The organism is Roseibium sp. ROS1 (assembly GCF_054658215.1).
Genome location: NZ_BAAGIG010000001.1, coordinates 1,292,486 through 1,307,874, shown reverse-complemented (window position 1 = coordinate 1,307,874; position 15,389 = coordinate 1,292,486). Strand labels below are relative to the sequence as shown.

The 15,389-nt window shown below is 57.5% G+C and carries 12 protein-coding genes; 5 read left to right on the top strand and 7 right to left on the bottom strand.

What is annotated here, in order from left to right:
• The first annotated feature begins 621 nt into the window (after window positions 1–621).
• The 5 genes from ACYQ6M_RS05880 (at window position 622) to flaF (ending at window position 6,910) form a co-directional block, all read left to right on the top strand.
• Complete coding sequence (locus tag ACYQ6M_RS05880) at window positions 622–2,118, top strand: flagellin N-terminal helical domain-containing protein (protein ID WP_228872366.1); 1,497 nt, start codon at window positions 622–624, stop codon at window positions 2,116–2,118.
• Window positions 2,119–2,796: 678 nt separating this feature from the next.
• Entirely contained in the window at window positions 2,797–4,293 is a 1,497-nt protein-coding gene (locus ACYQ6M_RS05875) for a flagellin N-terminal helical domain-containing protein (RefSeq protein WP_023000695.1), read from the top strand.
• Between the two features lie 289 nt (window positions 4,294–4,582).
• Complete coding sequence (locus ACYQ6M_RS05870) at window positions 4,583–6,076, top strand: flagellin N-terminal helical domain-containing protein (protein ID WP_460072665.1); 1,494 nt, start codon at window positions 4,583–4,585, stop codon at window positions 6,074–6,076.
• A gap of 92 nt (window positions 6,077–6,168) precedes the next feature.
• Window positions 6,169–6,663, top strand: coding sequence for a flagellar biosynthesis repressor FlbT (gene flbT, locus ACYQ6M_RS05865; protein ID WP_006932693.1), 495 nt, complete (start codon window positions 6,169–6,171; stop codon window positions 6,661–6,663).
• A complete protein-coding gene (gene flaF / locus ACYQ6M_RS05860; RefSeq protein WP_460072663.1) occupies window positions 6,545–6,910 on the top strand; it encodes a flagellar biosynthesis regulator FlaF in 366 nt (121 codons plus the stop codon). Before flbT ends, flaF begins: the two co-directional genes overlap by 119 nt.
• 289 nt (window positions 6,911–7,199) lie before the next feature.
• On the opposite strand, the gene ACYQ6M_RS05855 is transcribed toward flaF, so the two are convergent.
• From ACYQ6M_RS05855 to ACYQ6M_RS05825, 7 genes are all read right to left on the bottom strand, one after another.
• On the bottom strand, window positions 7,200–8,771 hold the full coding sequence (locus ACYQ6M_RS05855; protein ID WP_460072661.1) for a GMC family oxidoreductase: 1,572 nt from the start codon (window positions 8,769–8,771) through the stop codon (window positions 7,200–7,202).
• 17 nt (window positions 8,772–8,788) lie between these two features.
• The gene (locus tag ACYQ6M_RS05850) at window positions 8,789–9,313 is read right to left on the bottom strand and encodes a Twin-arginine translocation pathway signal (RefSeq protein ID WP_460072659.1); all 525 of its coding nucleotides are present in this window, start codon (window positions 9,311–9,313) and stop codon (window positions 8,789–8,791) included.
• A 23-nt stretch (window positions 9,314–9,336) separates the two neighbouring features.
• Window positions 9,337–9,732 (bottom strand): VOC family protein, encoded by a 396-nt coding sequence (locus tag ACYQ6M_RS05845; protein ID WP_031269183.1) that lies wholly within the window; start codon window positions 9,730–9,732, stop codon window positions 9,337–9,339.
• 113 nt (window positions 9,733–9,845) lie between these two features.
• Window positions 9,846–10,139: a ribbon-helix-helix domain-containing protein gene (locus ACYQ6M_RS05840; protein WP_006932702.1), complete on the bottom strand. Its 294-nt coding sequence runs from the start codon at window positions 10,137–10,139 to the stop codon at window positions 9,846–9,848.
• A gap of 270 nt (window positions 10,140–10,409) precedes the next feature.
• The gene (locus tag ACYQ6M_RS05835; protein WP_460072656.1) at window positions 10,410–11,945 is read right to left on the bottom strand and encodes a flagellar protein; all 1,536 of its coding nucleotides are present in this window, start codon (window positions 11,943–11,945) and stop codon (window positions 10,410–10,412) included.
• A gap of 13 nt (window positions 11,946–11,958) precedes the next feature.
• Window positions 11,959–13,812 carry a flagellar hook-associated protein FlgK gene (gene flgK / locus ACYQ6M_RS05830; RefSeq protein ID WP_023000688.1) on the bottom strand — a complete coding sequence of 618 codons (1,854 nt, stop codon included), beginning with the start codon at window positions 13,810–13,812 and terminating at the stop codon, window positions 11,959–11,961.
• A 73-nt stretch (window positions 13,813–13,885) separates the two neighbouring features.
• Window positions 13,886–15,277, bottom strand: coding sequence for a flagellar hook protein FlgE (locus tag ACYQ6M_RS05825; RefSeq protein ID WP_075284272.1), 1,392 nt, complete (start codon window positions 15,275–15,277; stop codon window positions 13,886–13,888).
• Window positions 15,278–15,389 lie beyond the last annotated feature (112 nt).

Genomic DNA, 15,389 nt, shown 5'->3' with positions numbered 1-15,389 from the left:
CCATCCATATATCCTGCCCGTTTCCTAACGGCGCCCGGCTTTGCTGTGACCTTGGCAATCCCCTGTCTGCTCGACTTTCCCCAATCCTCTCCCGCAGGGTTGCTGCCCTCCTCCAGCGACGCCTTCAGCCTCAAACCCACACGGTCTTTCAACTGATCGCTTGCAGCCTCCTCACGCGCGTTCCCTGACGCTTGCTCTATCAAAGCTTTCTGGCTAACCCCACGTGCAATCGGCCCGGCGCGTCTTGCCGGCGCATCTGTCTATCGTCCTCGATTTCGGCACCTTCACCGGTCTCGCTCCGCATGCGGGTTAACAAATCCGTCAGGTTTCAGACAAGCCGACTGCCTTTAGGGGAAATTTGCGCTGCCCGAGCACCTGGCAAGAGGCATTCTTCAAGCTTTCGCTGGCCCTCGTTAAGATCTTTACTGAGCAAAAATTTGTCTTTCAAAACAATATACTCAACTTTTTCTGGCAATGATTTTATGTGCTCGGCTTAGGGGGCTGTTAAGGTTAATTTACGCTAACCATCTTTGTTTAGAACTTCTTACAAGAAAGCGCCGATAGATGTCCCTCGGACCCAGGAAGGGTCCTCGTATCTTGTACTCCTAGAAAGGACACAAAATGGCCGACATTACTCTGTCGAGCGCGGTTCGCGCGAACCTCAACACCCTTCAGTCCACCGCACAGTTCATGTCGGACGTCCAGAACAAACTGGCGACCGGTAAAAAAGTGAACTCCGCTCTGGACAATCCGAACAGCTTCTTCACGGCTTCCGGCCTGACCTCCCGTGCAAACGACCTGTCCACTCTTCTGGACGACATGGGCCAGTCCACGCAGACCCTGAAGGCAGCCGACCAGGGTATTTCGAGCATCACCAAGCTCGTTGAATCTGCAAAAGCAAAGGCCAACCAGGCCCTGCAGACCCAGAGCCAGTACGAGCGCAAGCAGTTTGCTGCTCAGTACAACGACCTGCTGACGCAGATCGAAGACCTGGCGAAGGACTCCGGTTATAAAGGCAAGAACCTGCTCGCAGGTGAAGGCAACGACCTGAGAACCATCTTCAACGAAGACTCCACTTCGAAGCTTGACATTGAAGCTGTTGACTACACGGACACCTCACTGTCCACCGGTCTGAACCTTTCCGACCTGGCAGAAGGCGAAGGCGCTTCCGCATCCCTGCAGCTGCAGGGCGGCAAGACCGTCATCACCCTGCAGGATTCTGGCGGTTCTGCCCTGAACACTTCCTCCACCCTGTCGGACTCCACTCTGATCTCCACGACCCAGAGCCTGTCCTTCGTCAACGACACTGCCACCAACCCGGCCGTGCTCTCCGGTGGTGTTTCCTCGACGGCTTCCGTTCAGGATCTGGTTGATGGCCTCAACGCCATTGCCGGTGTTCGTGCAGAATTCGACAACGGCACGGGCGAACTGACCATCTACTCCGATGAAGACTTCTACATCGGTGGTAACGGTTCTGCGACCACGAGCTTTGCAGGCACCCTCGTTGACGCGACTGCGTTCTCTTCGACCACGGATGCTCTGATCAACTCCGGCTCCTTCTCTGTTGGCGACACTCTGACGCTGACGGACGGCAACGGCTACGAGCTCGGCTCCTTCGAAGTTGAAGAAGACAGCACGGTTGATGATCTGGAAAACTTCATCAACGACTTCAACGGCGTCTCCGCTGACTTCGACACTGGCTCTGGCCGCATCACCATCACTTCGGAAACCGACTTGTCGCTGACCAGTGACAACGACGACTTTGCAAGCTCCGGCTTCACCGCAAACTCCACCGGTATCGGCATCTCGGCGATCTCCGACAGTGGCTTTGCGACGGATACGGACATCAACCGTACAGTTGACCGGTTGAACACTGCACTGTCGAACCTGAGAACGCAGGCTTCCTCCTTCGGTACCAACCTCTCCATCGTTGAAAACCGTCAGGACTTCACTAAGAACCTGATCAACACGCTGGAAGAAGGTGCAGGCAAGCTGACACTGGCCGATACCAACGAAGAAGGTGCAAACCTGCTGGCCCTGCAGACTCGCCAGAGCCTGGCTTCTACCTCGCTGTCCTTCGCAGCACAGGCAGACCAGAACGTTCTGCGTCTCTTCTAAGCCAGACATTTCGGTTAGAACGACATTGGAAAGCGGGCCACGGCCCGCTTTTCTTGTTTCCGGATCCTCAAGCGCGTTTCCCGATCCAGCCGTTCGCGCCCGCGGAAAACTTTAAGCGCATCTATATTCGGCCCCACTCCCCAAGCTCACTCCCAAGACACGCCTCCAGCCCGAAACCTACCCTCTTCCCGAACATCGGTTTCAAAGCCTTGCCTGATCCCAATCGTTAAGATTCTGGTTCCGGTGGATATAAACGCAGCTCGCAGCCTGCGCCCATTCATTCAAATTGCCATGGCTGCTCGGGCCCTCTCTCGACGCCAGAGCAAACATGCAAGGCCGGCATCGGCCTCCATGACGCCTCGCATTGATTTTTTTTGAGAACGCTTGTCTCTCCGGAACCCGACGAGGACAAAACCCGCCGGACTCCGGGCTTTGCACACCTGTCGCCGTAACCAGGCACCCTGCCCTCGCAGTAAACACACTGTCACTTTTGGGAACCCTGCATCGGCACTAGAAGGCAATCCTCCTGACAGTTCAGACAGGGCGCAAAACGGCGTTAACCTCCTGATAACCCTATTTTTCAAGCGCTTAACCATTGATTAAGGTTAACGCTCGATGATCGGTCCCAACCTGCTCAGGAAGAGCAGTTGAAATTTGACCCAGGAAAGGGATAATTCGATGCGTGACATTACGCTGTCAGCCGCCGTGCGGCAAAACCTCCTCACACTTCAATCCACTGCAGACCTGATGTCGGGCGTCCAGAACAAGCTGGCAACCGGCATGAAGGTGAACTCCGCGCTGGACAATCCGAACAGCTTCTTCACGGCATCCGGACTGAACTCCCGCGCAGGCGATCTCAGCACCCTGCTGGACGATATGGGCCAGTCCCTGCAGACCATCAAAGCCGCGGACAAAGGCATTCAGACCATCACGGATCTGGTTGAAACCGCGAAGGCGAAAGCCAACCAGGCCCTGCAGACACAGAGCCAGTACGAGCGTAAAACCTACGCAGCACAGTACAACGCCCTGCTGGAACAGATCGAAGACGTCGCCAAAGACAGCTCGTACAAAGGCAAGAACCTGCTTGCAGGTGACGGCAACGACCTGACCACCATCTTCAACGAAGATGCGACCTCAAAGCTGACAATTGAAGCGGTTGACTACACCGACACCGCACTGTCCACCGGTCTGAACCTTTCCGATCTGGCAGAAGGCGAAGGTGCAACCTCTTCCCTGCAGCTGCAGGGCGGCAAGACCGTCATCACCCTGCAGGATGCAGGCGGTTCTGCCCTGAACACTTCCTCCACCCTGTCGGACTCCACTCTGATCTCCACGACCCAGAGCCTGTCCTTCGTCAACGACACTGCCACCAACCCGGCCGTGCTCTCCGGTGGTGTTTCCTCGACGGCTTCCGTTCAGGATCTGGTTGATGGCCTCAACGCCATTGCCGGTGTTCGTGCAGAATTCGACAACGGCACGGGCGAACTGACCATCTACTCCGATGAAGACTTCTACATCGGTGGTAACGGTTCTGCGACCACGAGCTTTGCAGGCACCCTCGTCGACGCAACCGCGTTCTCCTCGACCACGGATGCCCTGATCGACTCCGGTTCCTTCGCGGTTGGCGATACTCTGACGCTGACGGACGGTAACGGCTACGAGCTCGGCACCTTCGAAGTTGAAGCAGACAGCACCGTTGATGACCTGGAAAACTTCATCAACGACTTCAACGGCGTCTCGGCCAAGTTCGATGACGGCTCCGGTCGTATCACCATCACGTCGGAAACCGACCTGTCGCTGACCAGTGACAACACGGACTTCAACAGCTCCGGCTTTACCGCGGACACGGATGGCATCGTGATCGAAGCGATCTCCGACAGTGGGTTCGCAACGGATACGAACATCAACCGCGTCATAGACCGGTTGAACACCAGTCTGTCAAACCTGCGGTCCCAGGCTTCCGAATTCGGTACCAACCTCTCGACTGTTGAGATCCGCCAAGACTTCACGAAGACCTTGATCAATACTCTGCAGGAAGGTGCAGGTCTTTTGACCCTGGCCGACACCAACGAGGAAGGTGCAAACCTGCTGGCCCTTCAGACCCGTCAGCAGCTTGCTTCCACCTCTCTGTCCTTCGCCTCCCAGGCGGACCAGACCGTGCTATCCCTCTTCTAATTCAAAGAGAATCAGTCGGACGCACGACTCACAGACAAGCATCAGAAACGGCGGGCCACTGGTCCGCCTTTTTCGTTTACGCCGTGAATTACTGTCTGAACCCGAAATTTTTTATCATTGAGAATCAACACCTTAAAAGAAACCTTTTGGTAACTTTTATTTACGGGACGTTAATACGTGCATCAGTGATTAACTTTCCATTTAGATTTACGGCAAAGGTGCATGCTCGACTTGGATTACCCGCATGTTGCCTTTGGCGAGACCTGAATAGGGAAAGCGGTGAAGTCTGATGCCTGATATTGTTCTCTCCAGTGCTGTCCGGGACAATCTCCTGTCGCTGAAACAGACGGCGGATTTGCAGTCGATCACGCAAACGCGCCTGGCAACGGGCCTGAAGGTCAACACGGCGCTCGACAACCCGAACTCCTATTTCACGGCACAATCCCTGAACGACCGCGCGAGTGATCTGTCCAACCTCTTGGACAACATGGGCCAGGCGGTTCAGACGATCCGGGCAGCGGACAAGGGCATCACGTCGATCACCAAACTGGTGGAATCGGCCAAGGCCATCGCGAACCAGGCCTTGCAGACCTCCAGTGAATACGAACGCAAGCTGTTCACCAGCCAGTACAACGATCTGCTCGAGCAGATCGAGGATATGGCACGGGACTCCAGCTACAAGGGCAAGAACCTTCTTGCCGGTGCCGGCAACGAGCTGGAAGTTATCTTCAACGAGGACAGCACCTCGAATCTGACCGTTAATCCGGTAGATTTTACTGACACTTCACTCGATGACGGTCTCAATCTGGATGACCTGGATGCCGGAGGCACCGGTACGTCGTCCTTCAACCTCTTCAGCGGCACCACCTCCATTTCCCTGTCAGGCCTGCAGGCGTCCTCGAATCTGACGGACCTCGCCGACTGGGCAACCGGCAACGTTGTCAGCATCACGGATTCCTCCGGCACCACCAACCTGACGGTCGGTACCGACATCACCACGGTGCAGGACTACGTGGACGCATTGAACGATCTGAACGGCGTTCACGCCACTTTTGACGAAGCCACGGACTCCATCACCATCACGTCCGGTCTCGACAACCCTCTCTATATTTCCAAGGACAACACCGGTGGTGGCGCAGCGACGGACGGTGGCGACACCGGCGGCACAACGACCACGATGACGGTGTCTCCTCTCAGTTCCACGGCAACGCTGGTCTCCTCCGGCGGCTTCCAGGCCGGCGACACGATCACGATCACCGACGGCAACGGCTTCGAGCCGGCCTCTCTGGAGATCGATGAAGAAACCACGGTCAGCGATCTCGTGACCTTCATCAACAACGTAAAGGGCCTGGATGCCACCTTCTCGGGCGGCAGCATCAGCCTTATTGGCGAAGTCTCTTTCGACATTTCCAGCAGCAACAGCGACTTCAACCGAACGACGCTCGGATCGACGTCAGGAACCGTGTCACTGACGGCAGCGCCGTCCGAATTCAAGTCGGATACGGATATCGATCGAACGCTTCAGGCCATCAACGCGGCGCTCGACGAGCTTCGCAATGCGGCCCGTTCGATGGGTACGGCTCTTTCGACTGTGGAAATCCGGACCGATTTCACCCAAAATCTGATCAACACGCTGGAGGTTGGCGCTGGCCACCTAACTATTGCGGACATGAACGAAGAAGGTGCTAACATGCTGGCGCTGCAAACCCGTCAGCAGCTTTCTTCGACCGCTCTGTCTCTGGCCAACCAGGCAGATCAGAGCGTCTTGAGCCTGTTCGGTTAACACCGGCGGCAGTTATCATTAAGGTATCGGGGGCAAATCGTTAACGATTTCGTTAACGTTTCACAGCGATACTTCTGCGTGGAGGTCACGGAATGGCGCTCAAGGTCGAGCTGAAACCGGGCGAGCGAATTATCATTGGGGAAAGCGTTATCACCAATGACAATCAACGCACTCGCCTCTTTATCGAAGGCCAGGCTCCCATTCTGCGAGAAAAGGATATTCTCACGCCGGCCACTGCGGATACACCAGCCAAACGGGTCTACCTGGCTGTTCAGCTGATGTATCTGTCAACTGACTTGGAGAAGATACAGGAGAGTTACTTCAGCCTCGTCAATGACATAGTGAAAGCCGCGCCGAGTACGATCCCTTTTGTCACCAGGATTAGTAACGCCATACTAACCGGCGCCTTCTATAAAGCACTGAAAGAAGCACGTAAGCTCATCGAGTACGAAGGGACGCTGATCAGTCATGTACAAACAGGCAGCGCAGGCTTACCAGAAAACAAGCCAGGTGGCGATGTCACCGAGGGAGCTGGAAGCGAATCTGCTGATGAAGGCCGCAGCCCGGCTTCAGTTGATCAAGGATGAATGGGCAAATTCCTCGCTTGCGGAAAAAGATGACGCCCTGGTGTACAACCGCAAGCTCTGGACAATTCTCGTGACGTCCGCGACCAGTCCTGAAAGCGAACTGCCTCAGGACATCAAGAACAACATCGCCTCGCTGGGCGTGTTCGTGTTCAAGCAGACCATGTCAGTCATGACGACTGACGATGAAAACAAGCTCGATACCCTCATCAGCATCAATCGTTCGATTGCCGAGGGTCTGAGGTCCTGATCCCGGCGCGACCGGTTCAAGAACAGCCTCGGAAAACACAATAGATGATCAAGAAAGGCCGCCAGGGTAACCTCGGCGGCCTTTCTCTTGACTGCAACGTTCACCTGCCCTCCTCCGGCAGAAACGGAGGAAGCCTCCACCGGAGATCAGCGGGTCCTCAAGCTGCGGGCAGGATTTGCAGCCATGAGATATTCAGCACCGGCCCCGTGCGAGCCCGGCAATCCAATCAGAACCTCCGCGTTTGCCGGGCTTTGAAAGCCCAGCCTTCCGGAAGCCGGCCCTCACGGGACTACAGATTGCCGGCACTCATTTCCCGGGCGATATGATCGGCCTGACGGATGGCTAGTGCCACGATCGTCAGGGTCGGGTTTTCGGCAGCGCCCGTGGTGAACTGGGACCCGTCCGACACGAACAGATTGGCAATGTCGTGGGTTTGCCCCCAGCGGTTGACCACCCCGTCCCGCGGATTTTCCGACATCCGGTTGGTACCCAGATTGTGGGTAGACGGGTAAGGCGGCGTCGGGAAGGTCCGGGTCGCCCCGACGGCATCGTAGATGGCCATCCCCTGCTTGTAGGCATGATTGCGCATTGCGACGTCGTTGGGATGATCATCGAAATGGACGTTCGCCACCGGCAGGCCAAAGCTGTCCTTCACATCATGATTGAGCGTGACGCGGTTGGTTTCCTGGGGCATGTCCTCACCGACGATCCACATGCCCGCCATGTTCTCGTAACCGTCGAGCGCACTTGTGAATTCCCGGCCCCACGCCCCCGGATCAAGGAACGCCGCCATGAACGGCAGTCCAAGAGCCAGGGTTTCAAGTTCATATCCGCCGACAAAGCCGCGGGACGGGTCGTGACGGGCTTCGTCCTGAATGATCCCCGCCATCGTTGTTCCACGCCACATCTTCACCGGCAGGTCGAAAATGGCATAGACCGAGCCTGTGGTATGGCGCATGTAATTGCGACCGACCTGGCCGGAGCTGTTGGCAAGACCGTCCGGGAACATGGAAGACGCTGAATTCAGCAACAGCCTCGGGCTTTCGAAGGAATTGCCGGCAACGCAGACGACACGGGCTTTCTGAAGCTGCAGATTGCCGTCCTTGTCGAAATATTCGACCCCGGTCACCTTGCCTGCATCGTCGTGCAGGATTCGTGCGACATGGGCCTGGTCGCGAACTTCCAGATTTCCGGTTGCCTCGCCCCGCGGAATATCCGTGTAGGCGGCGGACCACTTCGCTCCCCATTTGCAGCCCTGAAAACAGAACCCGGTCTGCTGGCACGCGATACGCTCGTCGTAGTCGTCCGAGTTGATGGCCATCCGGCCTGTATGGACTTCCTTGTAGCCGAGCGCCTTGGCGCCCTTTTCGAACACAAGGTAGTTGTTGTTGCCCGGCAGTCCTGCCCGCCCCCCTGTGCGCGTCACGCCCAGTTTTGTTTCGGCAAGCGTGTACCAGGGGTCCATTTCCTCCGCATCCAGCGGCCAATCGAGCAGATTGGCTCCCTGGACGTTGCCGTAGGACGTTTTCGCCTTCCACTCATGTGGCTGGAAGCGGATCGACGCCCCGGCCCAGTGAACGGTGGTCCCCCCGACGGCCTTGACGATCCAGGCCGGCAGGCCGGAAAAGTCCTTTGCAACCCGCCAGTCGCCAGACGTGGTTCTGGGGTCGACCCAGGCAAGCTGCCCGAAGCTTTCCCACTCGTCGTTGACATAATCATCCGGAAGATAGCGTCCGCCCGCCTCCAGAGCCACGACACTTACGCCCTTCTGCGCCAGCTCGTTGGCAAGCACACCGCCACCGGCGCCCGTTCCGATCACGACGACAACCGTGTCGTCATTCAGGTCAAATGGTGCAGCCATGGTTTCCTCCCTAAGGCTCAAAGCCAGTTGATGTCGTTGAAGCCCCGGTCGATGTAGCCGCCCAGTTCGTAGGAAGCTCCCTCGTATCCAAACAGCGGCCAGACTGCTTTCTGATTGTAGAGACCCGTTACCAATCCGCCCCTGACCCTTTGAAAGAACGGGCTGTCCTCCATGGACCGCAGCAGGTCCGCCCTGTCACGTTCCCAGCCGATCGCAAGATAGGAAGCATGCCCTCTCCCCTGGGCTGCTCCGTTCAGGGCCTCGATACCGGCCTCGATATCCTCGGCGTGGTCGGGCGTGTCATATCCCTTGACGGCAATGACATAGTATTCGTCGCCGACATGGTCGTGCGGGTAGATGTCCCGCGCCATCTGCACCAGCGTCGCGAAACTGTCCGGCTTGAGTGCCGTCAGCTCCGTCGCCCAGGCGCCGTCCCTTGCTGCCAGAAACCTGGTCCCGGTGACGAAGGCAGCGCCTGCCGCCGTCGCCCGGGCCAGAAGCTGTCGTCTGGTCAGACCTTTCGGACTGTTTTCGGTTTTCATGCTCTCCTCCCGTTCAATTCAATTCATTCGTATCGACCGCCGCGCTGAAGCACCTCGATCTGATAGCCATCGGGATCCGCAACGAAGAAGAAGCGCGCTATGACGTCTCCCGCCGGTGCGAAATCGACCAGTTTTCTTGGATTGAGACCTGCTGCTTCGAAGCGTGCGTGTTCGCTGTCGAGGTCATCGACACTGAACGCAAGATGCCCATAGCCATCGCCAAGGTCATAGGGTTCTGTCCGCCCCTTGTTGACGGTCAGTTCCAGCTCGAAGCCGGAGTCGCTGTTGCGCAGGTAGATCAGGGTAAAATCGGGAAAATCCAGACGATCCGCTACGGTCAGCCCGAATGCTTTTTCATAAAAGGAAAGAGACCTGTGCTCTTCCAGAACACGGATCATAGAATGTATTGCTTTCGCCACGCGTTACTCCGCTCTGCTTGTATTTGCATGACGGAAGCGTAGCGCGTGGCAACTATCGCCCGGGTAGTATGCTTATACTGCGAGCGGTAAAACTTGCGCTGCAGCGCAAAATGTCATTCAGCGGCAATCGAAGCCGCGTGCTGGTTCGACGAAATCTCGAGGAACTTCAGACAGGCGCAACGCAACAGCGATGTGAAATTCTTCGGTTCACCGCGCAGTTCGATCACTTCTGAATGCAGCGTCGAGATGAAATGCGGTGTCGTCACCCCTTCCGACGCGGCAATCTGATCCAGAATTGCCCAGAAGGAATTTTCCAGTCGGATGCTGGTGCTCTGTCCATTGAGCCGCAACCGCCGGGTCTGGCTGGCATAGCGTTCCGGATCCTGTCCGGCAAATACGTGACACATCGGCTCTCCCTCCCATGGTGTCGATCTTTACGCGGTATGCCGCGATCTGTTTTTTGAAAAGGGATAATGAAAAGAACGCGCCGTTGCCAAAGGCCCCGGCGGCAAACCGGTTGGAACTGGACACCAGAAGATATCCGTCGGGAAGACAGGCAACCAGGAGAGTGTTTCCCCAAAGGGGGAATATTTCAAGGCCTTTCCCGACCTTGACCGGCAGTCCAGGCAGCAGTGAGCGAAGACCGCCCACCGAAAAGCCGAAAGTTCCGGGCAATCCTAGAGGTAATCGGACAGGGTCAGATTGAACACGATCGACGAGGCCCTGTAGGAAACCTCGATATTGGTCTGCAATTGCAGGATCTCGGCGGCGACCTGATCCTGGTCGATTCCCTCGATATCCGCGATCGTGCCTTCGTAGCTGCTCTTCATTTGCACATGCCGGTCATCGGTCAGCGACACCGTCCGATGCGTGATGGCAATATCCGTGGCAATATCGGTGATCCCGGACTGATCGACACCTGGCGGCTGCAAGGTCGTGCGCAGGTTGGTCGACAGGGTATTGTAATACTCTTCGTCGATCGTCGAGCCGCCCGAAAAATCCGCGGCAATGAAAGCCGCAAGCGACTGGACCAGTTCCTGCAGCGGTGTTTCATTGGCCCGGACGCCGTAGCTCACCGTCAAATTGCTGTCGATCACCGCGTTCTTGTCCGTGCGCGGATCGTCCGTGGCCGTGTTGCGGCCCGTATACCAGGCGACAGTCGTCGAGCCGCCACCGATCAGCGCGGTTGCGCTGTCGAAGGGAGGTCCGTCGACCCGCTGCGGCTCTTCGCCGCCGAACGTCCTGAAGAACTCTTCTGCTGCCCATTCGTCCGACACGGCGCGAAGGGTTGTCTGAGCCTGGTGCTCGATCTCCGCTTCCAGGACATCGCGCAGGTTTTGCGCCGTTTCCTCAAGATCGGCGCCGATCGCGAAGGTTCCGTCTTCAGCCGTGCTGTTTGCTGCCGTCAGCTCGATGGAGATCGTCTCGCTGTGATCAGGCGGCAGGGAGAATTCCACAGTGATGGTCTCGCCAAGTTCCGGCTGACCGGTGAACTGAACGTCGAAGCTGTCCGGATCAGTGCCCGAAGGCCCGGTGATCGCGACGTTGGTCAGGGTCGAGGCAACCGATGCGATGTCGAAACCGAAATCATGTGCTCCATCTTCGGCAATGGTGAAGGTGGAATCCGTCGGCACGGGGCCGGCGTAGTTGGTTGTCAGTGCGGAGGTCGATGTGCGGCCATTGTTGCCCGCACCCAGATTTGCCTGGGAATACTCGCTCATGACGGTTTTCAGCCCGTCCCGGCCGTTCGCCCCTTCCAGAATGGCATCGATCTTGGCAACCGGGTCCTGAACGGCATCTGTGCCGCCAAAGACGTAAAATCCGGCGACTTCCGTGTTCAGGATGTTGAGCGCTTCGTTCAACAGCAGTTTGGCGCGGGACTGGGTCTGCGTCTGCCCGTCGTCCTGCAGCACGAAATCGTTGGTATCGAGCGCGGATTTCGCGTCCTGCCGGATGTCCTCCAGACGCTCCAGCGACATGGTCGAGGTCTGCAGGTGCAAGTTGGCGATGGTGATGGTGTCCTGGTAGCTCTCGATCATGCTGACTTTCTGGGTCAGCTGAATGTCCAGAAGCCGGCGGTCGCCTACTTCGCCGTATGTGGTACCGACCTTGCCTCTGGCGAGCTGGGTTGTCTTGCTTGCCAGCAGATCGTTGAGCTCGCCGAGCTGGCGGGTCAGGTAAGTCCGGGAGGTGGTGATATTCGAAACTGCCATAACGCACCCAACCTTAAACGATGTTCAGGAGCTCTTCGAAGAGTTCCTTGATGGTCTGCATGACGCGGGCATTGGCCGCATAGGCGTTTTCCAGCTGAACCATGAAGGCCAGTTCGGCGTCGAGATCGACCGAGTAGCTCTGCTCGTAACGAATGGCGAGGTTCATGGTCAGCGCTTCCTTGGAATCCGCATATGTGGCTGCGTCTTCCGCCTGGTTGCCCTGAAACGCGACGGTCTGGTTGACAAAACCCAGCAGCGTTCCCTGGAACGGTGTCGACGCGCTGCCGATACCCGAGCCCGGGTCATAGTGTTTCGTGCCGACGCTGAGAGCATCCGACAGGAACTGCGCACGCGCAGGATCGTTGGTCGTATTCGGTGTCGGCGTGGTCTGATAGTTCACCAGAAGCGCGCTATCGGCCAGAAGATCCGGATTAACGCTGATTCCGGAGGCATAGCCGAGCCGCTGGCCACTGCCTTCAAGCGCATCGGTGAAGAGGTCCGTCCCAGCCCGCTGGTCAACGAAGATCGCAAGTCCCAACCCCTGATCGGAATTCGCCGTCACGGTGACATTCGCACTCAGGCTTTCAACGCTGGTCGGCGCCGTGTTGTCGCCGAGAACCCGAAGGTTGTCCGACCCGTCATTGCTGACCAGAAGACCTGTACCGGCAAGTGCTGCGGTGATGTTGGTGATATAGGTTGCCGGAACACCGCTGGAAATGTCGATACCGAAGACCGTGTCGCCCGGATTTGCCGTAGCGGAGTTGTCCAGCGGCAGCAGTGCGGGATCGTCCACGGCCACGAGAGTGACTGTCTGCGGATTGCCGCTGCTGTCGGTGTAATCCAGCGTGATCGTGTTGCCCGGCTGAAGCGCTGACACATCGAGATCGAAACCGCTGTCCAGACCGACGGTCGCTGCTGTGCTTTCAACATTCACATTGGAAAAGGCAAGTGACAGTTCGGCAGCGATCGTGTCGAGCTGTGTCTGCGCCTCGACCAGGATATCATCGCGCAGTTCAGCAGTTGCCTGCATCGAACCTGATTTCGACGACGCGATGAGATCGAACTGGGTGCCGCCTGGCGTTCTCACCATCACCGAGTTGCCTGCCTGGCCCGGCTGCAGCAGATGCGTGGCATCGAAGGTCAGCGTCGATGCCTGGCCGTCTGCGTAAAGCTGGTCGCCGCTGGCGGTGCGGATGGAAATTGAATTGTTGTCGTTCTTGGTGACGTCGATATCGATATAACCGGACAACTGCTCAATCAGCCGGTCGCGCTCGTCTTCCATGTCGGCGGTCGAAACACCGGACTGCGTCGCGTTCTGGATCGCCTCGTCAATGTCTTCGATGCTTGAGAGCAGGCCGTTCACGCTATCTGTCTGGGAAGCAAGAGCGTTGTCCGCTTCCTGGCGCAGGTCCGCGATCTGCTCATAGGATGAGTTGATTTCGCGCGCAAAAGCTTCTGCGGCCGAAACCACGTCCTTTTGAACGGCATAGTTGCCCGGATCGTTTACCAGGCCGGCAAGTGCTGCAGAAAGATTGCCTGCAAGGGACGACAACGAACTCTTGTCGTCGATCGTGCCGAAGATATCGTCCAGACGGTCGGTAAAATCCGCAATCTGCCGGGAGTAGCTGGTGTCGGCGAGAGAGTTGAAATAGTCGGACTGGATCTGCTCGTTGACAATCCGGCGCACTTCCGTCGCATTCATTCCGGCGACGTTGCCGTTGCCGTCGAAATAGACATTCGCCGAAATTATTTTTTTCGAATAGCCGGCCGTATCCGCGTTCGCAATGTTGGACGCGGTGACGTCCAGCTGACGCTGATTGTAGGTGATTCCGAAAACCGCGGTATTCAGGGCACTTGTAAGACCCATGGCGGCTTCTCCTTCCTTATACGCGACCAGGCAAGGTGGCCGGCGGGTCAGTGCCCCGCCGGCCTAGGCGGTGTTACCGGACCATATTCAAGGCATCGTCGAGCATTTCGTCTGCTGAGGTGACGATCCTCGAGTTTGCCGAATAGGCCTGCTGGGTGATGATCAGTTTGGAAAACTCGTCCGCGATATCGGCGTTGGAGAGTTCCAGCTTCTTGGCCAGGATCTGCCCGCCACCGGAAAGATCCGCGTCTCCCGATCCGGCAGTTGCCGCAAACGCGGCACCGTCAACGCGCTGCAGGTCCTGCTCGGCTTCGAACGTCGCAAGTGGGATCTGGTAAACCGGACGCTGCTGGTTGTTGGAATAGCTGGCAATGACACGGCCGGAAGCGTCTACAGCCACCCCGATCAGCTCACCTGCAGGATAGCCATCCGGATCCAGCGACACGGAGCTGGCCCTGCCGTCCTTGTCGGAATACTGGGTCAGGGAGCCGTCGGCAAAGGAGAACTCGACGTCCGTTGCCGTCGTGCCGCCGATGGTCAGCGAGGAGATTGTAAAGCCGTCGCCCGTACCGTTCACTGCGGAACCGGCCATGGCACCGGCGGTCAGGGTCGTCATCTCGCCGGTATCGTCGAATTGGACGGTACCAACATCATACCAGGCATCGGTCGCATCGCCGCCAGTACCGATATACATCGACCAGGCGTCCTCAACGATGGGCGGGCCAGCATCGTAGTTCGCGGTCTTGGCATAACGGATTTCGACGTTCATCGCCGTACCGTTCTGATTGTAGATCGTTGTGGATCCGCCGGAAATGGAGCTGTTCAGGAAGTCGGTTTCATCTGCAACGGCAACGTTACCGGCACCGACCGAAGCGTTCAGGAGGGCAGTGGTTTCATCCGTGCCATCATAGTCGGTAGTCGCGGGAACCCGTGGCAGGTTGGCCTGGTAGTCCACAGTCGTGGTTGCGGATGCTGCCAGCGGCTGGTTCTCGATCTGGATGACGGCCGGGTTGTCGCCGATCGCATTTCCGGTGTTCGGGTCCAGCGGGAAGCCCTGCAGGTAATAGCCGGAACTGTTGATCAGATAACCTTCCTTGTCGCGCTCGAAGTCACCGGCGCGGGTGTAGTAGGTCTCATCTGCGAAGGTGGTCGAGCCGTCGACCACGTCGGACGCCTTGGTCACGACGAAATAGCCAGCGCCGTTGATGGCCATGTAGGTATCGACGTCGACCGACGTGATATCACCCTGCACGGTGTTGGTGGCGCGGGATGTGGCGAAGGTGGTTCCAGAAACCTGCTGGGCCTGCTTGGCCCCACCCCCGGAAACCAGATCCGAAAAGGTCGTGTCGAGCCGTTTGTAACCGGTCGTCTGCGAGTTTGCGACGTTACCGGAAATATTCTCCAGAGCCGTAGCCTGCGCAGCCAGTCCGGAGACAGCCGAGTTGATAGCCCCATAAATACCCATTTGCGGTCCTCTTTATAGATCGGGCACTGCGACGCGGGCTTACGCCCATAATCGGCCTTCCTCCGCAAAGGCCGTGCCAGTTTGACGAGGACATAATTTATCTTTTTGTTTC